Source organism: Microtetraspora malaysiensis (assembly GCF_050947145.1).
In the GTDB taxonomy this organism is placed as follows: domain Bacteria; phylum Actinomycetota; class Actinomycetes; order Streptosporangiales; family Streptosporangiaceae; genus Microtetraspora_A; species Microtetraspora_A malaysiensis.
Genome location: NZ_CP191998.1, coordinates 7879698 through 7902261 on the forward strand (window position 1 = coordinate 7879698; position 22564 = coordinate 7902261).

The 22564-nt window shown below is 70.6% G+C and carries 23 protein-coding genes and 1 pseudogene; 9 read left to right on the forward strand and 15 right to left on the reverse strand.

The window, feature by feature from the left end:
- Positions 1–67: 67 nt before the first annotated feature.
- Positions 68–2380: an ABC transporter permease gene (locus ACQP1V_RS36915; RefSeq protein ID WP_433415217.1), complete on the reverse strand. Its 2313-nt coding sequence runs from the start codon at positions 2378–2380 to the stop codon at positions 68–70.
- A complete protein-coding gene (locus tag ACQP1V_RS36920) occupies positions 2377–3084 on the reverse strand; it encodes an ABC transporter ATP-binding protein (protein ID WP_067124892.1) in 708 nt (235 codons plus the stop codon). Before ACQP1V_RS36920 ends, ACQP1V_RS36915 begins: the two co-directional genes overlap by 4 nt.
- A gap of 102 nt (positions 3085–3186) precedes the next feature.
- Here ACQP1V_RS36920 and ACQP1V_RS36925 point away from each other — a divergent pair, with 102 nt between their 5' ends.
- On the forward strand, positions 3187–3867 hold the full coding sequence (locus tag ACQP1V_RS36925; protein WP_433415219.1) for a response regulator transcription factor: 681 nt from the start codon (positions 3187–3189) through the stop codon (positions 3865–3867).
- Positions 3864–5219 (forward strand): ATP-binding protein, encoded by a 1356-nt coding sequence (locus ACQP1V_RS36930; protein WP_433415221.1) that lies wholly within the window; start codon positions 3864–3866, stop codon positions 5217–5219. Before ACQP1V_RS36925 ends, ACQP1V_RS36930 begins: the two co-directional genes overlap by 4 nt.
- A 13-nt stretch (positions 5220–5232) precedes the next feature.
- Here the strand turns inward: ACQP1V_RS36930 and ACQP1V_RS36935 are convergent, their stop codons facing one another.
- Entirely contained in the window at positions 5233–6027 is a 795-nt protein-coding gene (locus ACQP1V_RS36935; RefSeq protein ID WP_387411594.1) for a thioesterase family protein, read from the reverse strand.
- Between the two features lie 154 nt (positions 6028–6181).
- Between ACQP1V_RS36935 and ACQP1V_RS36940 the strand changes: the two genes are divergently transcribed.
- Positions 6182–7780, forward strand: coding sequence for a DUF3352 domain-containing protein (locus ACQP1V_RS36940; protein ID WP_433415223.1), 1599 nt, complete (start codon positions 6182–6184; stop codon positions 7778–7780).
- 128 nt (positions 7781–7908) lie between these two features.
- Here ACQP1V_RS36940 and ACQP1V_RS36945 read toward each other — a convergent pair whose 3' ends face one another.
- The 6 genes from ACQP1V_RS36945 to clpS all read right to left on the reverse strand — a co-directional run bounded on the left by ACQP1V_RS36945 (position 7909) and on the right by clpS (position 10690).
- The gene (locus ACQP1V_RS36945) at positions 7909–8856 is read right to left on the reverse strand and encodes a PLP-dependent cysteine synthase family protein (RefSeq protein ID WP_067124906.1); all 948 of its coding nucleotides are present in this window, start codon (positions 8854–8856) and stop codon (positions 7909–7911) included.
- 17 nt (positions 8857–8873) lie between these two features.
- The gene (locus ACQP1V_RS36950; protein WP_067124908.1) at positions 8874–9152 is read right to left on the reverse strand and encodes a MoaD/ThiS family protein; all 279 of its coding nucleotides are present in this window, start codon (positions 9150–9152) and stop codon (positions 8874–8876) included.
- A gap of 96 nt (positions 9153–9248) precedes the next feature.
- Positions 9249–9377 carry a hypothetical protein gene (locus tag ACQP1V_RS36955; RefSeq protein WP_387411598.1) on the reverse strand — a complete coding sequence of 43 codons (129 nt, stop codon included), beginning with the start codon at positions 9375–9377 and terminating at the stop codon, positions 9249–9251.
- A gap of 9 nt (positions 9378–9386) precedes the next feature.
- Entirely contained in the window at positions 9387–9803 is a 417-nt protein-coding gene (locus ACQP1V_RS36960; RefSeq protein ID WP_067124911.1) for a Mov34/MPN/PAD-1 family protein, read from the reverse strand.
- 4 nt (positions 9804–9807) lie between these two features.
- Positions 9808–10332 (reverse strand): DUF2017 domain-containing protein, encoded by a 525-nt coding sequence (locus ACQP1V_RS36965; protein WP_067124914.1) that lies wholly within the window; start codon positions 10330–10332, stop codon positions 9808–9810.
- A gap of 88 nt (positions 10333–10420) precedes the next feature.
- Positions 10421–10690: an ATP-dependent Clp protease adapter ClpS gene (gene clpS, locus ACQP1V_RS36970; protein ID WP_387411765.1), complete on the reverse strand. Its 270-nt coding sequence runs from the start codon at positions 10688–10690 to the stop codon at positions 10421–10423.
- 56 nt (positions 10691–10746) lie between these two features.
- Here clpS and ACQP1V_RS36975 point away from each other — a divergent pair, with 56 nt between their 5' ends.
- From ACQP1V_RS36975 to ACQP1V_RS36985, 3 genes are all read left to right on the forward strand, one after another.
- On the forward strand, positions 10747–12030 hold the full coding sequence (locus ACQP1V_RS36975; RefSeq protein ID WP_433415226.1) for a nicotinate phosphoribosyltransferase: 1284 nt from the start codon (positions 10747–10749) through the stop codon (positions 12028–12030).
- A 64-nt stretch (positions 12031–12094) separates the two neighbouring features.
- On the forward strand, positions 12095–12667 hold the full coding sequence (locus ACQP1V_RS36980) for a nicotinamidase (protein WP_433415228.1): 573 nt from the start codon (positions 12095–12097) through the stop codon (positions 12665–12667).
- A 218-nt stretch (positions 12668–12885) separates the two neighbouring features.
- Entirely contained in the window at positions 12886–13485 is a 600-nt protein-coding gene (locus ACQP1V_RS36985) for a hypothetical protein (protein WP_433415230.1), read from the forward strand.
- A gap of 169 nt (positions 13486–13654) precedes the next feature.
- Here ACQP1V_RS36985 and ACQP1V_RS36990 read toward each other — a convergent pair whose 3' ends face one another.
- The 5 genes from ACQP1V_RS36990 to ACQP1V_RS37010 all read right to left on the reverse strand — a co-directional run bounded on the left by ACQP1V_RS36990 (position 13655) and on the right by ACQP1V_RS37010 (position 19554).
- Complete coding sequence (locus ACQP1V_RS36990) at positions 13655–15406, reverse strand: DEAD/DEAH box helicase (RefSeq protein ID WP_433415231.1); 1752 nt, start codon at positions 15404–15406, stop codon at positions 13655–13657.
- A 318-nt stretch (positions 15407–15724) separates the two neighbouring features.
- A complete protein-coding gene (locus ACQP1V_RS36995) occupies positions 15725–16501 on the reverse strand; it encodes a hypothetical protein (protein WP_433415233.1) in 777 nt (258 codons plus the stop codon).
- A gap of 102 nt (positions 16502–16603) precedes the next feature.
- Positions 16604–17350 carry a zinc metalloprotease gene (locus ACQP1V_RS37000; RefSeq protein WP_433415235.1) on the reverse strand — a complete coding sequence of 249 codons (747 nt, stop codon included), beginning with the start codon at positions 17348–17350 and terminating at the stop codon, positions 16604–16606.
- 252 nt (positions 17351–17602) lie between these two features.
- Complete coding sequence (locus tag ACQP1V_RS37005; protein WP_067124932.1) at positions 17603–17854, reverse strand: DUF3039 domain-containing protein; 252 nt, start codon at positions 17852–17854, stop codon at positions 17603–17605.
- A 134-nt stretch (positions 17855–17988) separates the two neighbouring features.
- Positions 17989–19554 carry a DHA2 family efflux MFS transporter permease subunit gene (locus ACQP1V_RS37010; RefSeq protein WP_433415237.1) on the reverse strand — a complete coding sequence of 522 codons (1566 nt, stop codon included), beginning with the start codon at positions 19552–19554 and terminating at the stop codon, positions 17989–17991.
- 135 nt (positions 19555–19689) lie between these two features.
- On the opposite strand from ACQP1V_RS37010, the gene ACQP1V_RS37015 reads away from it, so the two are divergent.
- The 3 genes and pseudogenes from ACQP1V_RS37015 (at position 19690) to ACQP1V_RS37025 (ending at position 21891) form a co-directional block, all read left to right on the forward strand.
- A complete protein-coding gene (locus ACQP1V_RS37015) occupies positions 19690–20289 on the forward strand; it encodes a TetR family transcriptional regulator (RefSeq protein WP_433415239.1) in 600 nt (199 codons plus the stop codon).
- Between the two features lie 198 nt (positions 20290–20487).
- Positions 20488–21327, forward strand: a pseudogene (locus ACQP1V_RS37020) (glycoside hydrolase family 5 protein); the annotation flags it as partial.
- Between the two features lie 39 nt (positions 21328–21366).
- A complete protein-coding gene (locus tag ACQP1V_RS37025; protein ID WP_433426076.1) occupies positions 21367–21891 on the forward strand; it encodes a cellulose binding domain-containing protein in 525 nt (174 codons plus the stop codon).
- Between the two features lie 84 nt (positions 21892–21975).
- Here the strand turns inward: ACQP1V_RS37025 and ACQP1V_RS37030 are convergent, their stop codons facing one another.
- Positions 21976–22554: a YqgE/AlgH family protein gene (locus ACQP1V_RS37030; protein ID WP_433218489.1), complete on the reverse strand. Its 579-nt coding sequence runs from the start codon at positions 22552–22554 to the stop codon at positions 21976–21978.
- Positions 22555–22564 lie beyond the last annotated feature (10 nt).

The window sequence follows — 22564 nt, forward strand, 5'->3', positions numbered from 1 at the left end:
CGATTCGCTGAGGGTAAGAATGCTCACACCGCCGGTGGGTTTCGCGCCGGGTGGCTTCGCGTAGCGGCTACTCCGTGTGGAGCACCTTGGAGATCGTCAGGCGCGCCGCCAACCGCGCGGGAGCGAACGCGCCGAGGACGGCGATCGCCAGGCCCGCGAGGGTCAACAGGGCCAGCTGCGGCACATGCCAGACCGCCTTCGCTGACTCGGGGAAGACGATCGAGCCGACACTGTCCACAGCGATGCGGTGTCCGGCGATCCCGATGGGGATGCCGAGCAGCCCTCCCACTGTGCCCAGAAGCGCCATGGAGGCCGTCATCATCACCGTGACCTGCCGCGGCGTCATGCCGATCGATTTGAGCATGCCCAGGTCGCGGCGACGCTCCCTCGTGTTCAGCAGGACGGTGTTGAAGACGCCGAGCGCCGCGACCAGCGTGAGCAGCACGGTGAAGATCGAGGCGAAACCGACCACAGTGGGAGTACTGATGGACTCGCCCAGGTCCGCGTCGATTTCTGCACGCAGTCCGGGATCGGCGGATCGGACCGCCTTCGCGTAGGCCTTGGGGTCGGCGCCGGGCTTGAGCTGGACGTGGTAGAGGTCGGCTGGGATCTTCGGGGCGAGCGCTGCCAGCGTCTGCCAGGAGGACCAGATGAAGCGGGGCCCGCCGTCCATGACCTCTCCGACGATGGTGGCCGGTTCCTGCTTGCCCTTGAGCGTCAGGGTGATCTCATCGCCGATCTTCAGGCCCCGCTGGGACAGGAATGCCGGCGGGACGATGACCTCGCCCGGTCCTTCCAGCCAGCGGCCCTTGACTATCTGGTCGGCCAGGCTGGGCGTGTCCCCGCGCAGGAACTGCACGTCGAGCGGCTGCTGCTGGTAGCCGGCCAGGTCCACGCCGACGAAGACGCCCGCGGTGACCTTGAGGGTGCCGGGCAGGGCGCGGAGCATCTTCTCGGTCTCCTGGTCGCTCAGCTTCCGCGTCGGCTGCCCGAGTCCGGGCCTGCCGGCGCGCACGTAGAACTCGGTGGCCGCGCCGGTGCCGCCGGCTTCGGCGAAGGCGACGAGTGTGCTGGTCAGGCCGGTGGAGAGGGTCACCGTGGTCACAGCTACGGTGACGGCACCCATGGCCATGAGGGAGCGTCCAGGGCGGGCGAACGGCTGGCCCAGGCCCAGGCTGAGGGAACGCGGCAGTCGGGTCGCGCCGAGGAGGCGCTGCGCCCGCAGCCCGCGGCCGGTGCGCGGCGCGCTGCCCGCGTTGAGGGCGCGGGTGGCCGAGAGCCGGCGCGCCCGCAGTGCGGGGATCAGTGCGGCGAGGCCGGCCAGCGCGGGCATGGCGATCAGGACGCCGATCGGAACCCAGGCGCTGATCCCGATGGTGGCAGTGCCGGTCTCGATGCCCTCGAAGGCGGCCTGCAGAACGGGTTTGGTCAGCAGGGCGCCGAGCGTGATTCCCAGGACGCAGCCGGCCACGGCGGGCAGGCAGACCATGGTGAGATAGACCGCGACCACCTGGTTGGGGGTGAAGCCCAGCGCCTTGAGCACGCCGATGTGCCTGAACCCCGAAATGACCGCGCCACTGATCACGTTGCCGACGATCAGGACCGCGACCACCAGTCCGAGGACGCCGAAGAGCGTCATGAAGGGCAGGTAGTCCTCACTCTGGCCGGAGAAGGCCGCCTTGACGGAGAGATAGGAGCGAGAGCTGCTCAAGGCCCCCTCCGGCAGCGCCGCGGTGATGGTGGCCAGGCTTGTGCGGATCTGCTGCTCCGTCGCCGCCGATGCGAAGCGGTAGAGCATCTGGCTGGTGGCCGGGGCGAGCGCAAGTTGCTCGGGGAGCACCCACGCACCGGCGGATCGGCTCATGCTGGTGGCGAAGCCGACGACGGTCAGTGACGTTCCCCCGGGCAGCTTGAGCTTCGATCCCAGGGCGCCGGGCTTGGGTGGGACGTTGAAGCCCTGGTTGATGGCGATCTCTCCGGGGGCGGAGGGCCAGCGCCCCTGGACGACCTCGACGCGGTCCACGGCACCTGCGGGGTCGGCCCGGCCCGCTACGACGAGAGGTCCGGCGGGCACGGCGGGCGAGCCCTTGGGGACGACGATGATCGACTGGTCGAAAGGACCGGCCGCGGCCTCGACGCCCTCCTGCCGGGTGGTCTTCTCCAACTCGGCGCGCGAGACCTTCGCGGTATCGAAGACGGCGACCACGTGGGCACCGTTCTGCTGGCCGAATGCCTTGTCGAAGGGGGAGGTGGCGGCGTCGAGCAGCCCCAGAGCGAGCATGCTGGTGGTGCTGGAAGCGAGCACGACCAGCCCGATCACCACGGTCTGGAGTCTGCGCCGCCGTACCGCCGCGCGCGCGGCCTGCCACACCGCGCTCATGGGGTCGTCTCCAGGGCGCTCTGGCGCACCACCCTGCCGTCGGCGAACTCGACCAGCCGGGTGGCGCAGCGGGTGGCCAGCTGCGGATCGTGGGTGACGATCAGCAGGGTGTGGCCGAGCCGGTTGAGTTCGATCAGCAGGTCCATCACCTGCCGGCCGGAGCCGCTGTCCAGCGCTCCTGTCGGCTCGTCGGCCAGCAGGAGGGCAGGGCGGTTCATCAGAGCCCTGGCGACCGCTACCCGCTGACGCTCGCCCCCGCTCAGCGTCGCCGGGTAGTTGTCGCGGCGCCCGGCCACGCCGAGTTCCTCGAGTAACTCCAGTGCGCGCAGGCGCGCCTGCCTGGCCGGGGTGCCGGTCAGCTGCGCGGCCAGAGCGACGTTGTCCAGCGCGGGCAGGTCGTCGATGAGGTTGAAGAACTGGAAGATCATGCCGATCTGCCGGCGCCGGAACAGCGCCAGGCCGGTCTCGTCCAGCCGGCCCAGATCCTGCCCGTGCACCAGGATCGTGCCCGAGGTCGGTCGATCCAGGCCCGCGACCATGTTGAGCAGGGTCGACTTACCGCAGCCCGAGGGGCCCATGACCGCCACGGACTCCCCCGCGCGGATCTCCAGGGAGACTCCGTCCAGTGCCGCCGCACTGCCGTACTCCTTACGCAGGCCCTCGACCCGGATGACGGGCTCTCCCGCGTTGTCGTCCATTGTCATGGCACATCAGCGTGGCCGGGCCGGGCTACAGCACCACGTGAGCAAGGCAAGAGGATGGCAAGAAATCACCGACAAACGTGCTGTCATTGCCACAATTCGGTGGTGACCTACACCGTGCTGCTCGCTGAGGACGACCGGCCCATCCGGGACTCCCTGGTGCGCATCCTCCGCCTGGAAGGGTACGAGGTGATCGCCGTGGCCGACGGCGTCCAGGCCCTGGCCGCCGCACATGATCGCCGCCCTGATGTGCTGGTGCTGGATGTGATGATGCCGGGCGTCGACGGGCTCGGCGTGTGCCGGGTGTTGCGCGCCGAAGGCGACCAGACGCCGATCCTGATGCTCACCGCGAGGGTCGAGACCTCCGACCGGGTGGCCGGCCTGGACGCCGGCGCGGACGACTACCTGCCCAAGCCGTTCGAACCCCTCGAACTGCTGGCCCGCCTGCGCGCGCTGCTGCGTCGCGCCGGGCACGGCCAGGACGGCGCCGTCATCCAGGTCGGCGACTTGCGCGTGGACCCCGCCGCCCGGCGTGCCTGGCGCGGCCCGTGCGAGCTCGCCCTCACCCGCACCGAATTCGACCTGCTCGAACTATTGGCCCGCAACCAGGGCATCGTGCTCAGCCACACCACCATCTACGAGCGCATCTGGGGCTACGACTTCGGCCCCGGGGCCAAGAACCTCGTCGTCTACGTCGGCTACCTGCGCCGCAAGCTGGACGTGCCCGGGCGGCCGCCGCTGATCCACACCGTGCGCGGGGTCGGCTACGCCCTGAGGCGACCATGAGCCGTCGCAGCCTGCGCACCACTCTGGCGCTTGGCTTCGCCGCCATGGGAACGCTGGTCATCGTGCTCGTCGGCGGACTGAGCTACGACACCGCCGCCGACATGGTGCGCGCCGACGAGAAGGCCCTCTTCGCGGGGATCGTCAGCGACCTGCGGATCCAGGTGCGGCAGGGACGCTTCGCGGCCGACGACCTCATCACCGACAACCCCGGCCAGAACCTGCTGCCCAAGTTGTTCCGGGCCGCCCGGATCAGCATCCAGATCCTGGGTCCCGAGTCCGCCGCGCAGCGCCCTGCCCCGCTCCCCTTGGACCGGCCGGGCACCGACCGCCAGCCCGGCTACGGGCCTCGGGGCGAGTTCACCATCGGCGGCGTGCGCTACCGCACCGCCACCATGCCACTCGGCGACGGCCGTGGTGCCATCAGAATCACCCAGCGGCTCAGCGACACCGACGGGCTCCTGGCCCAGCTGGGCCGGCGTGTCATGCTCCTGGCCGGGGCCGTCGTCGTCATCGCGGCGGTAGGCGGATGGTGGCTGGCCCGCAGGAGCACCCGGCGGCTGATCCGGCTGACCGCCGTCGCCGAAGAGGTCGCCTCCACCGGCAAGCTGGAGGTGGCCGTGCCGGTCACCGGCGAGGACGAGATCGGCAGGCTCGGCCGCTCCTTCGACGACATGCTCGGCCGTCTCGCCCACGCCAAGCACGACCAGCAACGTCTGGTCCAGGACGCAGGGCACGAACTGCGTACGCCGCTCACAAGCCTGCGCGCGAACATCGCGATCCTGCCCCGCCTGGGCGAGCTGCCGCCGCCGGAGCGGGAGAACCTCCTACGGGACTTGACCCAGGAGTCGCGCCAGCTGACCACCCTCGTCGACGAGCTCCTGGAGCTGGCCGCCGGCGAGCACGAGGGCGAAGAGCCGGTCGAGATCCAGCTGGCCGACGTCGCCGAAGAGGCGGCGGCCATGGCCAGGCGCCGCAGCGGGCGGGAGATCCGGGTACGCGCCGCCCCCGCCGTGGTCACCGCGCGCCCGGTGGCACTCAAGCGCGCCATCTCCAACCTGCTCGACAACGCCGCGAAGTTCGACCCTGACGGCACCGAACCGATCGAGCTGGTCATGGAGGCCGGCCGGATCGAGGTCCGCGACCGGGGCCCCGGCATCGCCGAGCACGACCTGGAGCGCGTCTTCGACCGCTTCTACCGCGCGATCGCCACCCGCGACCTGCCCGGCTCCGGCCTGGGCCTGGCCATCGTCAAGGACGTCGCACACCGCCACGGCGGTGCCCCCTTCGCCGCCAACCGCTCGGGCGGCGGAGCCGTCGTGGGCCTCACACTCGGAGCAGCAGGGGGTCCATGACACAGCCCCCGGCTCAGCCGCGGCCGACGCGGGCGAGCTGGCGGGACTGGGCGACCAGGCGGCCGGCCGAGTCCCACACCTCGATCTCCTCGTCGAACCAGCCGTCGCTGACCAGCCTGCCGCTGCCGAGCACGGTCAGCCAGCCGGGCGCGGGCAGCGCCCGCAGGTACCAGGTCAGCTCGACGGTCGGCGCCCACCCCCGGCCGCCGGCCGAGAACACGACGGGCGGCAGCGCGTCCACGGCGAGCGCGATGATGTACGGGTCCGGATCCTGCGGCTCGACCATCCGGAAGTACGCCCGCGACTCGGGCCGTCCGCTCGGGGCGCCGTGCAGCCAGCTGATCGAGCTCGGATCGAACCGCAGGTCCACCTGAGCGCCGAGCGTCATGTTCGACTCCGGCTTCGGCGGCGGAAGCCGCAGGCAGTCGGCGAGATCGGGCATGGCGACCTGGGGCGCGCCCGACCAGTGGGGCGCGGCCTGCGGGTCCAGCGTCGCCGTGGTGACCAGGATCTCGATGTACCGCTCGCCGTCCCGGACGAGGGTGGCGCGCGTCATGGCGGCGGTCCGGCCCGTCTTGAGGCGCTCCAGTCTGACCGTGGCCGGTCCGGGCGGGATGGGCTTGAGGAACTGGGCCGAGGTCGAGACGGGGTGCGGGTGCGGCGAGGAGTCGGTCACCGCCCGCAGCATGACCGCCATCAGGTAGCCGCCGTTGAGGGGGCCGCCGATGGCGTATCCGTCGTCCAGGCAGACGTCGTAGGTCGTGTCGTCCACCTTGATCGCCTGCGTCGCCTCGTCGAACTTGGTCACCGCGCCCCCGCTTCCCGAATGTTGTTCTAGTAATCAGTACTTTAACGGCTCCTCGACATCCGCCCTGTTTCGGGTCAACCGAACTGCACGCATTTCGCTACGGTTGCTACTTACGTTGAGAGTTGCCCACTGTCACCGGACATGTGAGAGAGAGATGCCTGCCGATATCCCGCCGTTCCCTCACGGCCAGGATCCCGATCGGACAACCCCCAATCAGAGGCCGCAGCCGTACCCGCAGCAGCAGCCCTTCGGCGACGGGCACACCCAGCAGTGGCCGCACCCGGAGGAGCTCGGCCCGCCGACCACGCCGCCCGGCCCGCCGGTCGCCGCCAAGCGCGGCCGCGGCTGGATCATCGCGCTGGTCGCGGCGGTGCTCGTGTGCGTCGTCGGCGGAGGCGGCGTGTGGGCCGCCGGCGTGCTCAGCGGCGGCGGAACCCAGCCCCACGACGTGCTTCCCGGCAACGCCATCGGCTACCTGCGGCTCGACCTCGACCCGGCGGCCAACCAGAAGGTCGCGCTGTTCGGCATCGCGCGCAAGTTCTCCGTTACCAAGGACGTCTTCTCCGGGGACGATCCCCGCGAGTCCCTGTTCAAGGTGCTCCGCGAGGCAGGCGGCGAGCTCGACGGGGTCGATTACGCCAAGGACGTCGAGCCCTGGCTGGGCGACCGCGTGGGCTTCGCCGTGCTGCCCCAGACCTCCGAGGACCGGGCGGGCGAGAGCGTCGCGCTCGCGGTACAGGTGAAGGACGAGGCCGCGGCGCGCGCGGGCCTGAACAAGCTGGGCGCCGGCACGAAGGAGAGCGGGTCGGGCATCGCCTTCCGCGACGGATACGCGATCCTCGCTCGCAGCCAGGCGGAAGCCGACCAGTACGCGAAGGCGGCGCCGCTGTCGGAGAACGAGCGGTTCGCCGGCGACACGGACGCGCTCGGCGAGCCCGGCGTGCTGTCCTTCTGGGCCGACCTGGGCGCGATCGCCAAGAGCGAGGCGCAGAACGGAGCCGCGGCCGAACTGGTCCGGAACAGCCGGTTCACCGGAGCCCTCAGGTTCGGGGACGACTACGCCGAGCTGACGGGGTTCGTCAGCGGCACCGGCCTCAAGCCGGCCGAGACCGACGTCAAGCCCGTCAAGCTGGGCGAGCTGCCCGCCACCACCGCCGCCGCGTTCGGCGTCTCCGGCCTGGGCGACATGGTGCGCGAGCAGTGGGCGAAGCTGCGGACGGCGGTGGAGGAGACCGCCGACGGTCGCACCCTCACCCAGTCCACCGAGAAGTACGGCATCAAGCTGCCGGACGACCTGGTCACATTGCTCGGCGAGAGCGCCACCGTGGCGGTGGACCGTGAGGGCCTGACCGGCGACCAGCCGAACGCCGGCGTGGTGCTGCGGACCGACCCGGCCAAGGCACGCGAGGTCCTGACCAAGCTTGAGTCGTCCGCGGCCGAGGGCGGGGTCGCGCCCGAGCTTGTCAAGGCCGAAGGGGACGGCAAGCTGGTCGTGGCGACCTCGCAGGATTACGCGAAGACGCTCTCCACCGATGGCGCCCTCGGCGACGAAGAGGCGTTCCGGCTGGCGGTGCCCGGCGCCGACAACGCCACCTTCGGCCTGTACGCCGACCTCGACCGGTTCGAGGAGTTCTATCTCGGCGACCTGCAGGCCGAGGAGCGGGCCAACCTCCAGGTGCTGCGGGCGGTGGGCCTCAGCGGCCGGATCTCCGGCGAGAACGCCGGCTTCACGCTCCGCGTCCTGTTCAACTGACCCGTTCGGGCCTGGGAAAACGTCGAGGGCCGGTTCCGATCAGATCGGAACCGGCCCTCGGTCACGTGTCGGCGCGGGTCTCACGGATCCCCGCCGACGTGAAGATCAGCGAAACGCCGTCCAGGGGTTCAGGCCCAGAGCTGGCCTTCGAGCCGATCCTCCGCCTCGTCGAGGGTGCCCTCGTAGGCGCCGGTGGACAGGTATTTCCAGCCGCCGTCCGCCACGATGAACACGATGTCGGCCCGCTCCCCCTCCTGTACGGCCTTGCGCGCCATGCCGAGGGCGGCGTGCAGGGCGCATCCGGTGGAGATGCCGGCGAAGATCCCCTCGGTCGCGAGCAGCTCCCGGGTCCGGCGCAGCGCGTCGGCCGAGGTCACCGAGAAGCGGGTGGTCAGCACCGAGGCGTCGTAGAGCTCGGGGACGAACCCCTCGTCCACGTTGCGCAGGCCGTAGACCAGCTCGCCGTACCGGGGCTCGGCCGCGACGATCTTGATGTCGGGCACCTTCTCCCGCAGGTAGCGCCCGACGCCCATGAGCGTGCCCGTGGTGCCCAGGCCCGCCACGAAGTGGGTGACCGTCGGCAGATCAGCGAAGATCTCCGGCCCGGTCGACTCGTAGTGGGAGCGCCAGTTGGCGGGGTTTCCGTACTGGTAGAGCATCACCCAGTCGGGATGTTCGGCGGCGAGCCCCTTGGCGACCCGGACCGCCTCGTTGGAGCCGCCCGCCGCCGGCGAGGAGATGATCTCGGCGCCCCACATGCGCAGGAGCTGGCGGCGCTCCTCGGAGGTGTTCTCCGGCATGACGCAGATCAGCTTGTATCCCTTGAGCCGGGCGGACATGGCCAGCGAGATGCCGGTGTTGCCGGAGGTCGGCTCCAGGATGGTGCAGCCGGGGGTGAGCAGGCCGTCCTTCTCCGCCTGCTCGACCATCCACAGCGCGGGGCGGTCCTTGATCGACCCGGTCGGGTTGCGGTCCTCCAGCTTGGCCCAGATCCGCACGTCGTCCGAGGGGGACAGGCGCGGCAGGCCGACCAGAGGCGTGCGGCCGACCGAGTCGATCAGCGAGTCGAAACGCATGCTGGTACGGCTCTCGCCTAGCGGGCGCCGCCGGCGACGGCGGGCAGCACCGTCACCGTGTCGCCGTCGGCGACCGGCGTGCTCAGTCCGCCGAGGAACCGGACGTCCTCGTCGTTGAGGTACACGTTGACGAAGCGGCGCAGCCCCGAGTCGTCCACCAGGCGGTCCCGCAGGCCCGGGTGACGCGACTCAAGGTCGCCGATCAACTCTTCCAGGGTGGCACCCGTGCCGTCCACGGCCTTGGCGCCGCCGGTGTAGGTGCGGAGGATGGTCGGAATGCGGATCTCGATGGCCATCGCGGGTCAGTCTCCTTGATCAGTGGTCGTCATGGTGAACAGCCCACCTCATTGGAACGGAGGCGGGCAGGCGGCGATTCCGCTGCGGAACGGAACTCAGCGACAGTCGTAGACGACGACAGAAGGGGTGTGCGCGAAGAGGAACTTCTGCACGGGAGATCCGGGACACACCAGGCCCGGGAGGACAGCCGACGACAGCCCGGGGCGGACGTCATCAAAAGGCATGACGCCAGTCTAGCCGTACGCCTCCACGATCTTGACTGGCTCCTCCGTTATGACACCCTCCACGATCCGGTAGGAGCGGAACTCCACGTCGTCCTCCGAGGCCGTCGAGACGAGCACGTAGTGCGCGTTCGGCTCGGACGCGTACGACACGTCGGTGCGCGAGGGGTACGCCTCCGTCGCGGTGTGGGAGTGGTAGATGACGACCGGCTCCTCGTCCCTGTCGTCCATCTCCCGCCACACCCGGAACTGCTCCATGGAGTCGAAGCGGTAGAACGTCGGGGAGCGCTCGGCGTTCTCCATCGGGATGAACCGTTCCGGCCGGTCGGAGCCCACCGGGCCGGCGATGACGCCGCACGCCTCGTCCGGGTGATCCGCCCGCCCATGGGCCACGATCTTGTCCACCAGTTCGCGCGCGATGGTCAGCATGGCCTCACCATAGGGCACGGACGAGCGTGTCCTGGAGGTAGGTCAGCCACTCGTAGATCGCGAGAGCGGGGTAGCGCGGATCCTCCTCCGACATCTCCGCCATCTCCTCGTGGATCTGCTCGGTGACCTCCAGCCGGATGCCGAGCGCGAGCCGCACGTCGTTGAGCGCGCGCAGCCACGCCCCCGCCTGCTCCGCGGTGAGTTTCACCACGCCGGGCTCGGCCGTGTCCAGCAGCGTCTGCGCGTCGGCCCGCTTGCCGTCGCGCAGCGTCGCCTCGGTGTAGCGCCGGAACTCCTCCGACGCCTTGTCGTCCTCGGCGTACGCCGAGGGGAACAGCCGGGCGAGCACGGGATCGGAGGGGACCTCGCCCGAGCCGATGCCGAGCGCCCGCTCCAGCGGGTCCTCACCCGTCACTCCAGGCTCGACCAGGGTGAGGATCTGGGAGACGAGCGACGCGAGAACCGCCACCTCTCCGGAGTCGAGGACGATCGACACACCCTCGCCCGCGGGCGTGAAGCCGGTGCTCACCCGTCACTCCGTTCACCGTACGGCGGACGAACTCCTCGCCCGCCACCGATCCGACACCTTCGGGGCCGCCCCGCACGCGCCACACCCATCAGCTGTCCCGCTGGACCGTGGCCCACAGGCCGTACGAGTGCAGGGTCTGGGCGTCGCGCTCCATCTCCTCGCGGCTGCCGCTGGCGACCACCGCCTTGCCCTTGTGATGCACGTCCATCATCAGCTTCTCCGCCTTCTGGCGTGGGTAGCCGAAAACCGTCTGAAAGACGTATGTGACGTACGACATGAGATTGACCGGATCATTCCAGACAATCGTCAGCCACGGCAGATCCGGCCGTACGTCCATCGACGGACGTTCGACCTCCATCGGAGCGGTAGCACCCACGTAACCATCCTGCACCACACCCGCCGTAGTCTCGACACGTGCAGATGACCATGAGCAGCGCCTTGCTCACAGACCACTACGAACTGACCATGTTGCAGGCCGCCCTCGCCGGGGGAGCCGCGCACCGCCGGGCGGTCTTCGAGGTGTTCGCCCGTCGCCTGCCCGGAGGCCGGCGATACGGAGTGGTCGCGGGGACGGCCCGCGTGCTCGACGCGCTGGAGAACTTCCGGTTCGGCGACGAGGAGCTGGAGTTCCTCCGCGCCGGCCGTGTCGTCGACGAGCGCACGCTGGAGTTCCTCGCCGGATACCGCTTCACCGGCCAGGTGTACGGCTACCGCGAGGGCGAGTCCTACTTCCCCGGGTCACCCGTCCTGGTCGTCGAGGGCACGTTCGCCGAGGCGGTCCTGCTGGAGACCGTGATCCTGTCGATCCTCAACCATGACTGCGCGGTCGCCTCGGCCGCCTCCCGCATGGTCCAGGCGGCCGGCCGGCGGCCGATCATCGAGATGGGCTCCCGCCGCACTCAGGAGCTCGCCGCCGTCGCCGCCGCCCGCGCCGCGTACCTGTGCGGCTTCGGCTCCACCTCGAACCTGATGGCCGGGCACCTGTACGGCGTGCCGACCGCGGGCACCGCCGCGCACGCGTTCACGCTGCTGCACGACTCCGAGGAGGACGCCTTCCGCGCCCAGCTCGACTCGCTCGGCGTCGGCACGACCCTCCTCGTCGACACGTACGACGTGGCCAAGGCGGTGCGTACGGCGGTCGAGCTGGCCGGACCCGACCTCGGCGCGGTGCGGATCGACTCCGGCGACCTGGCCGAGGTCGCCCTGGACGTGCGGCGGATCCTCGACGCGTTCGGCGCGAACCGGACCAGGATCGTCGTGACCGGCGACCTCGACGAGTTCGCCATCGCGGCGCTCGCCGCCGCCCCCGTCGACGGGTACGGCGTGGGCACCTCCGTGGTGACCGGCTCCGGCCACCCGACCGCGAACTTCGTCTACAAGCTGGTCGCCCGCGAGGACGCCGGCGGAGTGCTGCGTCCGGTGGCCAAGCAGTCGGTCGGCAAGCCCAGCAAGGGTGGCCGCAAGTGGGCCTACCGCGCGGTCGAGGACGGCACGGCCGTGGCCGAGATCGTCACGGGCGAGCCGGTGGAGGGCAGGCATCGGCCGCTGCTCGCGGAGCTCGTCCGGGACGGCGAGGTCGTGGGCCGCGAGCCACTGGAGGACGCGCGGGCGCGGCATCGCGCGACGGTGGCGGAGCTGCCGACGATGGCGCACAGCCTCTCCCCCGGAGACCCCGCGATCCCTACTATCTTCACTTGATCCCGGGGGGACCGGCGGATGAGGACGACGCCGGTCCCCTCGCGGTCGCTTTACTCTGTTTTGCATGAAATCCGCGCTCATCATCGTGGACGTGCAGAACGACTTCTGCGAGGGCGGCAGCCTCGCGGTGGGAGGCGGCGCCGAGGTGGCCGCCGCGATCAGCCGGTACGCGCGACGGCATGGCTACGACCATGTGGTGGCGACCCGCGACTACCACGTCGACCCCGGGCCCCACTTCGCCGAGCGGCCCGACTACGTGGACACCTGGCCGGCGCACTGCGTCGCCGGCACGGCGGGCGCGGGATTCCACCCGTCACTCGACATCGCCCCGATCGAGGAAGTGTTCAGCAAGGGCGCCCACGCGGCCGCCTACAGCGGCTTCGAGGGCGTCGCCGACGACGGCACCACCCTGGCCGGCTGGCTCCGCCGGCACGGCGTGGACGCGCTGGACATCGTCGGCATCGCCACCGATCACTGCGTACGGGCCACCGCCGTGGACGGTACCCGCCAGGGCTTTGCCGTACAGGTGCTGCTCGACCTCACCGCGGGTGTGGCGCCGGAGACGACCGAGGCCGGGCTGGCCGAGATGGCCGAGGCCGGCGTGCGGCTCACCGGAACCCCGATCGTGCGCCGCTGACCTCCCCGGCCCGCGGCCGGAGCCCCTGGCCCCGCGGACGGAGGCCCTCCTGGCCGCCCCCTGAGCCCCCTGAAAGCGGGGCGCGTCGAGGCGCTCGTCTCCCCCGGCTTTCCGCGGGGCGTACAGGCGGGGATGGCGAGCGAATGTTCAATTTGGCCCGCACGAAGCGCGAGAGGTGTGTTACGTAGAGTGACAACTCCTCGCGATTGGCGGCGTCGATGTTCGCGTTCCTGCTCGGCCTGTCCTGGCTCGTCCTCACTCCCATCTGCATCTGGCGGCTCTTCGGTCGCGACCAGACCAGGCTCGCCCGCCTGACCGGAGTGCTGACGCTGGCGACGTTGGAGGCGGCCACACTGGCCGTCGCCTGGACGGACCAGCCGTCGCACGAGATGGCCAGGCACGGCATGGCCGGAGAGTCCGGGGACGTCGTGGCGCACACCCCCACGCCGTCCGCGTCCGCCTCCCCCGCCTGCGCGACCCGCGCTCCCGCCCCCGAGTTCGTACGGCCGGAGCGGCGCGGGCACGAAGGCGTGCGGAGCATGACGATCTACTGGACGGCGGCGCCCCAGCAGTGCGGGACGGCGACGGTGACCTTCCGGCGCGCCGGCCGCCAGCTGCGGATCTGGCTGGAGGAGGGGCCCGCGCGCGGCGACGACATCCAGGGACGGCAGGCCCGGACGCTGCCCGTACACGTCGCCGAAGGACGGGCGGCGCTCGACCTGACGCTCATGCCGCCGCTGCGCCCCGGCGTCCGGCTGCTGGCCGTCGACGGCCGCACCGGCCACCGCATCCCGGAGAAACGCCCGTCGAACGGCTGACGTCGCCTGCCGCCCGCCATGGACGGCGGCATGGATGCCGGTGAGGCCGTGCCGCCCCACCGGATGCGAGCCGTGGTGACGCCGTAGCCGCCGCCGTCACGAGGCTGTGGGGCGGGCCGTACGGAACCCGGCCCCACAGACACCGTTCGCCGCGATCAGGAGCGGGGGCTCACCTCCGCTGGGTGGCCCACTTTCTGATCATGGCGATGCGTTCCTTGATCTGCTCCGCCGAGGCCTGCGCGATCGCCGGCCCGCCGCAGGAGCGGCGCAGCTCCGCGTGGATGACGCCGTGCGGCTGGCCGGTGCGGTGGTTCCACGCGCCGACCAGGCCGTTGAGCTCCTTGCGCAGCTCCTGCATTTGCTCGTGCGGGGCGAGGGCGGGCGCGGGCTCCGGAGCGCCCTTCCGCCGCTTGGCGGCCTGCTGGTCGGCCTGCCGCCTGCGCAGCAGGGACGCCACCTGGTCGGGCTCAAGCAGCCCGGGGAGGCCGATGAAGTCCTCCTCCTCGGGAGAGCCGGGCGCGGCCGCGGTGCCGAACTCGCCGCCGTCGAACAGCACCCGGTCGAACGTCGCGGACGCCTCCAGCGTCTGGAACGGCAGCTCGTCCCCGAGCGCGTCCGGCTGGTTGCGCTCCTGCTGGGCGCGTTCGAGCAGGGAGTCGTCCAGCCCGTCCTCGGCCTGCGCACGGCCCAGGACGTGGTCGCGCTCCTCCTCCATCTCGGCGGCCAGGCCCATCAGGACCGGAACGCTGGGCACGAAGACGGACGCCATCTCGCCTCGCTTGCGGGCCCGGACGAAACGTCCGACCGCCTGCGCGAAGAACAGCGGCGTGGAGGTGCTGGTGGCGTAGACCCCGACGGCGAGCCGGGGGATGTCCACCCCCTCCGACACCATGCGGACCGCGACCAGCCAGCGCGCCTGGGAGGCGGTGAACTCCTTGATCTTCTTGGAGGCGTCCGGGTCGTCGGAGAGCACGATTGTGGCCCCCTCGCCGGCCACCGTCCTGATGTGCCGGGCGTACGCGCGGGCCGACTCGTGATCGGAGGCGATGATGAGCCCTCCGGCGTCGGGGACGCCTCGGCGCACCTCGGTCAGCCGCCGGTCGGCCGCGTGGATGACCTGGCGGATCCAGTCGCCCTTCGGGTCGAGCGCGGCCCGCCACGCCTGGGAGAGCTGGTCCTTGGTCAGCGGGGTGCCGAGCGTGGCGGCGATCTCGTCGCCCGCCCGCGTCCGCCACTTCATCTCACCGGAATAGGCGAGGAAGATGACCGGGCGCACGACCCCGTCGCGCAGCGCCGGGCCGTACCCGTAGGAGTAGTCGGAGGCGCTGCGCATCGTGCCGTCGCCGTCTTCGACGTACGTGACGAAGGGGATCGGGCTGTCGTCGGAACGGAACGGCGTGCCGGTCAGCGACAGCCGCCTGGTGGCCGGCTCGAACGCCTCTCGGACGCCGTCACCCCACGACTTCGCGTCGCCCGCGTGGTGGATCTCGTCGAAGATGACCAGCGTCTTGCGCGCCTCGGTGCGCGCCCGGTGCAACGCCGGGTGCATCGCGACCTGGGCGTACGTGATGGCGACGCCGGTGAAGTCACGCGAGGTGGCGCCCTGGCTGTTCTTGAACTCGGGGTCGATGGCGATGCCGACCCGGCTGGCGGCGTCGGCCCACTGCCGCTTGAGGTGCTCGGTGGGGGTGACGACGGTCACGGCCTTGATGACGCCGCGCGAGAGCAGTTCGCTGGCGATCCGCAGGGCGTACGTGGTCTTTCCCGCGCCCGGCGTCGCGACAGTGAGGAAATCCCTCGGCTCACGCCGGAGGTAGAGGTCGAACGCCTCCTGCTGCCAGGCACGCAGCTTGGGCGCGGTGCCCCAGGCGGCGCGGTCGGGATAGGAGGGCGAGAGATGCGATGCGGCGGATACGCTCAACGACGCCTCCCCCATCCCGTTGGAACAATGCTGTATCTATCGGTTCGCTCCCTCACAGTGACCTCAGAGTAGCCCGCCCGACCGACAAGACGTGCCGACCTGTCGAGATCCTGGCGGCGATTGTCCCGCTGTGCTACGGCGCCCGCGGCGCTGAGAAATGCCTCACAGTCGTCCGTGCCAACCGCCCCACCTGCCCGGCGACGCCGGATGCGGGGGCCGTCACCCCTCATGGGCGGCGCTGGGGGCGATGATCACGATGGGCGCCGGTTGTGTGGCCGCGGCTCGCGTCCGCCCGAATGCCGGACGAGGGGAAATCCGTCAGCGTACGGCGGCCATGACGGCGTCGATCTCCGCGCGGGCGACCGGTTCGTCGGGGTGGGCGAGCCCCAGGAGCACGGTGCTGGTGCCTTCGGCGTCCACGAGCAATGTCACGCGGAGGAAGGCGGGCTGGTTCACGGCGTCCCGGTAGTCCGCGCGCAGGGCACGCGTGTAGCCCCGGCGGGAGCCCGCGGTCACCGCCCGGTCGTCCACGACGTCGATCTTGTCGCCGCGGAGCAGCAGCCGGCCGTACATATCGGTCAGGGAAACCACCGCCGGGCGGGGGTCGGCCGGGTCCGCCCGCTCGCCACGCCGGACCATCACCGTGGCCTGCCCCTCGTGGACGGCCACCGACGTGAACCCGGTGACCGGAGCGACGACGCCCTCCCGCCAGCCGGGAGGCAGGTCGTACGCGACCCGGGCCAGCGGGTCGTCGACCGTACCGGCGGGAGCGCCGCCCATGACGGTGACGACCAGCACGCCGATCACCAGGCCGGCCGCCGCCGAGGCGAGGGTGCCGACGATGAGGCGGACGAGCCAGCGGGGCATGCGGCGCGGCGGCGGGGTCGGCGTGCCGTACCGGCTGGCCGACGGCGGCAGGCTCTCGCCGAGGTCGTCGTCGAAGAAGGCGCCCTGCCCGGCTCCCCCAGTCCCACCACCTTCGGCGGCATCCGGACCGGCGCCGGGCGGGACGGCACCGCCGCGCGGAGGGTCGGGCCGGACGGTGTCGTCCTGGTCGGAGGGCGGCCACACCCGGCGCGCCCATTCCTCGTCCACGGCGCCTCCTGAACCGCGCCCGGCGGCACGAGCGCTGCTCAGGAGTTAGTCATGCCCGCGGCCGCCCGTCAACGGGGATCCCGGCATTCGCCGCCGGCAGGCTCAGGCCCGCGACCGGCGGTAGGTGTCCCACATCTCATGCATCCGGGCCGCCTGTCCCGCGGTGAACTCGTACATGCACCGGTCGTACCCGTAGTCCATGAAGTTGTGGACCGGGTCGTCACCTGGGGAGGGGCAGGAGTCTCTGCGCGCGGGGCAACCGGGGCTGGGTGACGCCTCCGGAGGCGTGTCGTCCACGGAGTCACCCGGAGGCTTGCAGCCGTTCTCGAAGGTGTGCAGCAGGCCGAACCAATGGCCGATCTCGTGTACGGCGGTGTAGCCACGGTCGAAGTTGACCAGCGGCCCTCCGGGCATGCTGCGCCAGTCGATCACCACGCCGTCGAGCTTCGGCTCGTTCCTGTACCAGTACGGGTACGTGGCGTATCCGAGAACGAGCTGGCTGAGCTGGCCGACGTAGAGGTTCAGCGTCTCCGGCCCGCCGGTCCGGAGCTTGCGCTTCATCGGATCCTCGTGCGCGACGGGATCGCGGAACCACTGGGCGTTGGCGGTGTGGGTGATGCCCTTGAGGTCGAAGCGGAAACCGGTGTCGGCGCCGCCCACCTTGCCGCCGTAGGCGGCGTTGAGCGCGTCCACCTGCCGGCGGACCGCGGAGTCCGGCGCGCCGAACGCGCCGTCCTTGATGACGTGCACCCACAGCGGCACGGTGATGACCTCGACGGCCTTCCGGACCTGCCCGCTCCGGCTCGTGGCCTTCACCTGTGCCAGGCGGCGGTGAAGGTCGGCGGACATCCGGCGGATCTGCCGGGTGTCCGGAGCGCGCGGCTCCGCCAGTCTGGCGGGGGCGTCATGGTGCGCCCGAGCCCGGCACACATCTCTGGCTCCGGTGGACCCGGCTCGGCTCTCGGCGGGAAACCCGCACACCGTGAACAGACATGCCAAAGAGACGGCGAGCACGCGCCGGGCCATTCGCTCCCCCGATACGACTGGTCAGACAGACAGCTGACGCTAGCCGCACCGGGAGCGGTCATCCCGGATCGACACTCACTCGTCGGAGGGCTCTCCCTTGGGCAGCCCCTCGTAGATCTCCTTGCATTCCGGGCAGACGGGGTACTTCTTCGGATCCCGGCTGGGCACCCAGATCTTGCCGCAGAGGGCGCGGATCGGCGTGCCGGTCACCATGCTCTCGGTGATCTTGTTCTTGTCGGCGTAGTGCGAGAACCGCTCGTGGTCGCCGTCCCCGTGCGAGAGCCTCGGAGTGACATCGCTCTCGGGAAGAATCTTCGTACCGCTCACGAGTACCGATTTTACGCGGGAAAGGAAACCGCCCCGCCCGGTCCGCCCGGGAGAGGGAGGACCGGCGGGGCGGATAGGCGCCACACCTGGGAGGAACGCCACACACTGGGTGGCCGGCACGGTGCGGGACGGGGTCAGCCCACGTGGACGGGCGCGCCCTCCGTCTTGCGGCCCGCCTTCACGAAGAGGGCGAGGAGAGCGGCCAGGACGGCGACGCCTGTGCTCACGGTGAAACCGAGGTGCAGGCCCTCCATGAAGGACAGGTGCGCCGCCTTGGTGATGAGGCTGCCCATCGGCTCGGGAAGCCCCTGAGGGGCCACGCCCACGGCGGCGGCCTTCTCCATGAGGGCGAGATCCTTCGGCGAGATCCCCGACGCGGCCGGACCGAGGTTGCCGACGAACATTTCCGCCACCTTCGACGACACGACGGCGCCCAGGATGGCGGTGCCGAGCGCGCCGCCGACCTGCATGGCCGACTGCTGCACACCGCCGGCGACGCCGCTGAGGTCCTCCGGCGCGTTGCCCACGATGATCTCGGTCGCGCCGACGAAGACCGGCGAGAGGCCGAACGCGAGCAGGACGAACGGGATCGCCGTGTCGATGAACGCGGCGTCCATGCCCAGCCGGGACATCAGGAACATCGCGACCGCGGTGACCAGCATGCCGCCCGCGATGGTGATCTTCGGGCCGAGCTTCCCGATGAGGACGCCCGCGAGCGGCGACGCGACGATCATGCCGGCGCTCATCGGCAGCATCCGCAGACCGGAGTCCATCGGGGACAGCCCGTGCACGCCCTGGAAAAAGAACGTGAGGAAGAACATGGCGCCGAACATCGAGAACGCGACCATGATCATCAGACCGGTGCCGATGGAGACCGAGACGTTCCGGAACAGGCTGAGCGGCAGCAGGGGCTCCCGCGCGCGGGACTGCCAGAACAGGAAGATCGCGCCGATCACCACGGTCGCGGCGATGAACCCGATGGTCCACGGGTCGCCCCAGCCCCACTCGGGGGCCTTGATGATCGCCCACACCAGCGAGAACATCGTGCCGGACAACAGCACGACGCCCAGCCAGTCGACCCGCGACAGCGTCTGCGCCCTGCTCTCCTGAAGCACCCACAGACCGACGGCGAGCGCGATGACGCCGACGGGCACGTTGATGAAGAAGACCGACTGCCAGCTCACGTTCTCCACGAGCAGGCCGCCGATGATCGGACCGCCGGCGCTGGACAGGCCGATGATCGCTCCCCACGCGCCCATCGCCATGTTGAGCCTCTCACCCGGGAAGGCGGAGCGCAGCAGCGCGAGCGCGGCGGGCTGCAGCATCGCACCGAAGAGACCCTGCAGCACGCGGAGCGCGATCAGCGCGCCGACCGAGCCGCTGAGGCCGATCGCCAGTGACGTCAACGCGAAGCCGGCCACGCCGATCAGGAAGATCCGCTTGTGGCCGAAGAGGTCGCCCAGCTTGCCGGCGGTGATGAGGAAGACCGCCAGCGCGAGCAGATAGCCGCTGGTCACCCACTGGAGATCAGAGAGCGACGCCTTCAGATCTGCCTGGATCACGGGGTTCGCGATCGAGACCACGGTGCCGTCAAGCATCACCATGATGACGCCCAGCGAGACCGCGAGCAGCGTCATCCACGGATGACTCTTGCCGCTCCCCGCGGACGCGTCTGGTTGTACGGCTAACGCCTGAGCCATGATCGAGACCCCCCATATCCAGAGAAGACAACCGGAGTAACTTATGTCACCTCATGACAGATGACAAACTCTTTTTTCCGGCATACGGTGCCATGTGGCAGATTATGAAACGAGGGTTTCGTGAAGGTGACAACCATGGGTCTGCGGGAACGCAAAAAGCAGAAGACCCGGATCGCGCTGATCGACGCTGCCCTCGACCTGTTCCTAACACACGGGTACGACATAACGACGGTCGACCAGATCGCGGCCGCCGTGGACGTCTCGCCGCGGACCTTCTTCCGCTACTTCGCGTCCAAGGAGGAGGTCGTGCTCTCCCCGTGCCACGACGGCCAGGAGATCTTCGAGAGCGAGCTGGCCGCCCGGCCGGCGGACGAGTCACCGTACCAGGCGGTGACGGGGGCGATGCGCACCGCCCTGGCCACGATGCGGGACGGCGATCCGGCCACGGTCGACCGCTTAGTCAAGGTGGGGCGGCTCATGGAGGAGACCCCGTCGCTGATCGCCGGGCAGATGTGCCTGATCGCCCAGGGCGAACGGCGGCTGGCCGAGGAGGTCGCGCGCCGCCGCGGCACCGGCGTGGACGATCTGCACACCCAGTTCGTGGTGTCGGTCCTCGCCACGATCAACCGAGTCCTCCTGGAACACGGCCCGGACGACCTCTCGCTTCTGCTCGAACGCATGGAGCGGATCTTCGCCGTCGCCGAGCGCTGCCTGCGTCCCGGCTGGGACCGCTGAGAGGCCGGCCAAGGGGCCCTGGGCCCCGGCTCGGCCTCTCCGCAGAAATTCGATCAATGTACCGTTCATCGGCGGCCGCCCCGATCCCGCTGGCCAGCCTCCGTCCCCTCGATCTCGGCCCCGCGTCGCCTGCACGGGCGTAGGGCCCGCGCCTATCGTCCTGGGAGCGCTCCCATAGGACACGATCGAAGGTGGGTCATGAGTACACGATTCGCCGCCGCGGCCGCCGCCCTGGCCGCGCTCCTGATCCCGCTGCTCTCCTTCACCGCGCCCGCGCAGGCCGCGGTGGGCCTCCGGGTGAGCGGCGGAAAGATCTACGAGGCCAACGGCAGCCAGTTCATCATGCGCGGCACCAGCCACGCCCACACGTGGTTCCCAAGCCAGACCGGCTCCTTCGCCGGGATCAAGTCTCTCGGCGCCAACACTGTACGGGTGGTCCTGAGCGGCGGCCGGTGGACCGCCAACAGCGCGAACGACGTCTCCGACGTCATCGCCCTCTGCAAGCAGAACCGGCTGATCTGCGTGCTGGAGAACCACGACACCACCGGGTACGGCGAGCAGAGCGGCGCCTACACCCTGGACCAGGCAGTCGACTACTGGATCGGCCTCAAGAGTGTCCTGGCCGGCCAGGAGAACCACGTCGTCATCAACATCGGCAACGAGCCGTACGGCAACAACAACGCCTCCGCGTGAACCACCGCGACGTCCAACGCGATCAGCCGGATGCGCGCGGCGGGCTTCCAGCACATGCTCATGGTCGACGCGCCGAACTGGGGCCAGGACTGGGGCTTCGTCATGCGGGACACCGCCGCGACCGTCTTCGCCGCCGACCCGCAGAAGAACACCGTCTTCTCCATCCACATGTACGGCGTCTTCGACACGGCAGCCGAGATCACCGCCTACCTGCAGGCGTTCCAGACGGCCGGGCTGCCGCTGGTGATCGGCGAGTTCGGCAACCTGCACTCCGACGGCGACCCCGACGAGGACACGATCATGGCGCAGGCGCAGGCGCGCGGCATCGGCTACCTCGGCTGGTCGTGGAGCGGCAACGGCGGCGGTGTCGAGTACCTCGACCAGGTGACGAACTTCAACGTCAGCCAGCTCACCTCCTGGGGACAGCGCCTGTTCAACGGCGCGAACGGCATCGGGGAGACGGCGAAGGAGGCCACGGTCTACAGCGGCGTCACGCCCAGCCCCTCCCCCTCGGCGAGCCCGTCGAGCTCCCCCAGCCCCTCGCCGTCCGCCAGCCCCTCGCCGTCCCCGAGCCCGTCGGCCTCTCCGACCGGCGGCGGGCGGGCGTGCTCCGCGTCGTACACCGTGGTCGGGCAGTGGCAGGGCGGCTTCCAGGGCGAGGTCACGGTGGCCGCGGGCGGCGCGCCGATCGGCGGCTGGACCGTGAAGTGGACCTACGCCGACGGCCAGACCGTGACACAGTCCTGGAACGCGACGATCACGTCGAGCGGGTCGAGCGTCACCGCGAAGAACGTGAGCTACAACGGCGACCTGGGCGCCGGGGCGAGCACGACGTTCGGCTTCCTCGGCTCACGGAACGGCCCGGACGGCGCGAACGGCACGCCGTCCCTCAGCTGCACGGCCGCCTGACCCGGCGCTGACCGGGCCGGGCACCGGCCGGGCGCGCTCCCCGCGCGTCCGGCCTCCCGCGCGTTCACCCGTACCGCTCCGCGGTCAGTTCAGTTCGGGGTCGTCGGGATAGGTCGCCACGAAGGAGAGCTCCCCCTGCTGGCGGCGCAGCACGGCACGCCAGAGCTCCGACGGGTCGGCGTGGAAGGTGTCGCCCGGCTCGGAGTCGACGATGTACCAGGCCCCCTCCTCAACCTCATTGCGCAGCTGGCCCGACGTCCAGCCCGCGTACCCCGCGAAGATGCGCATCTGCGAGATCTCCCCGGCGAGGATCTCGGGCGGCGCGTCGAGATCGACCGTGCCCAGCCGGTACGCCGCCGACCGGCCCGACTGCAGCCGACGCCAGCCCAGCGGATCGCCGCCGCTCTGCACGGCGGCGAGCGCCAGCGCGCTGTCGGTCTGCACCGGGCCGCCCTCGAAGAGCACGGAGGGGCCGGTCACCAGCGCGTCCCACGAAGGAAGCACCTGCGTCACCGAGATCTCGCTCGGGCGGTTGAGCACGACGCCGAGCGAGCCGCCGCTCTCGTCGTGCTCGAGGATGAGGACGACGCTGCGCCGGAAGTTGGGGTCTTCCAGCAGTGGCGTCGCGACGAGCAGCCGACCGACGTAGATCCCTTCCGCCATACCCTCCATC

Coding starts and splice junctions, on each gene's coding strand:
- ACQP1V_RS36915 (WP_433415217.1), bottom strand. CDS start 2,380: ATGAGCGCGGTGTGGCAGGCCGCGCGCGCGGCGGTACGGCGGCGCAGA.
- ACQP1V_RS36920 (WP_067124892.1), bottom strand. CDS start 3,084: ATGACAATGGACGACAACGCGGGAGAGCCCGTCATCCGGGTCGAGGGC.
- ACQP1V_RS36930 (WP_433415221.1), top strand. CDS start 3,864: ATGAGCCGTCGCAGCCTGCGCACCACTCTGGCGCTTGGCTTCGCCGCC.
- ACQP1V_RS36940 (WP_433415223.1), top strand. CDS start 6,182: ATGCCTGCCGATATCCCGCCGTTCCCTCACGGCCAGGATCCCGATCGG.
- ACQP1V_RS36945 (WP_067124906.1), bottom strand. CDS start 8,856: ATGCGTTTCGACTCGCTGATCGACTCGGTCGGCCGCACGCCTCTGGTC.
- ACQP1V_RS36950 (WP_067124908.1), bottom strand. CDS start 9,152: ATGGCCATCGAGATCCGCATTCCGACCATCCTCCGCACCTACACCGGC.
- ACQP1V_RS36955 (WP_387411598.1), bottom strand. CDS start 9,377: ATGCCTTTTGATGACGTCCGCCCCGGGCTGTCGTCGGCTGTCCTCCCG.
- ACQP1V_RS36960 (WP_067124911.1), bottom strand. CDS start 9,803: ATGCTGACCATCGCGCGCGAACTGGTGGACAAGATCGTGGCCCATGGG.
- clpS (WP_387411765.1), bottom strand. CDS start 10,690: ATGGAGGTCGAACGTCCGTCGATGGACGTACGGCCGGATCTGCCGTGG.
- ACQP1V_RS36980 (WP_433415228.1), top strand. CDS start 12,095: ATGAAATCCGCGCTCATCATCGTGGACGTGCAGAACGACTTCTGCGAG.
- ACQP1V_RS36985 (WP_433415230.1), top strand. CDS start 12,886: ATGTTCGCGTTCCTGCTCGGCCTGTCCTGGCTCGTCCTCACTCCCATC.
- ACQP1V_RS37000 (WP_433415235.1), bottom strand. CDS start 17,350: ATGTCCGCCGACCTTCACCGCCGCCTGGCACAGGTGAAGGCCACGAGC.
- ACQP1V_RS37010 (WP_433415237.1), bottom strand. CDS start 19,554: ATGGCTCAGGCGTTAGCCGTACAACCAGACGCGTCCGCGGGGAGCGGC.
- ACQP1V_RS37015 (WP_433415239.1), top strand. CDS start 19,690: ATGGGTCTGCGGGAACGCAAAAAGCAGAAGACCCGGATCGCGCTGATC.
- ACQP1V_RS37030 (WP_433218489.1), bottom strand. CDS start 22,554: ATGGCGGAAGGGATCTACGTCGGTCGGCTGCTCGTCGCGACGCCACTG.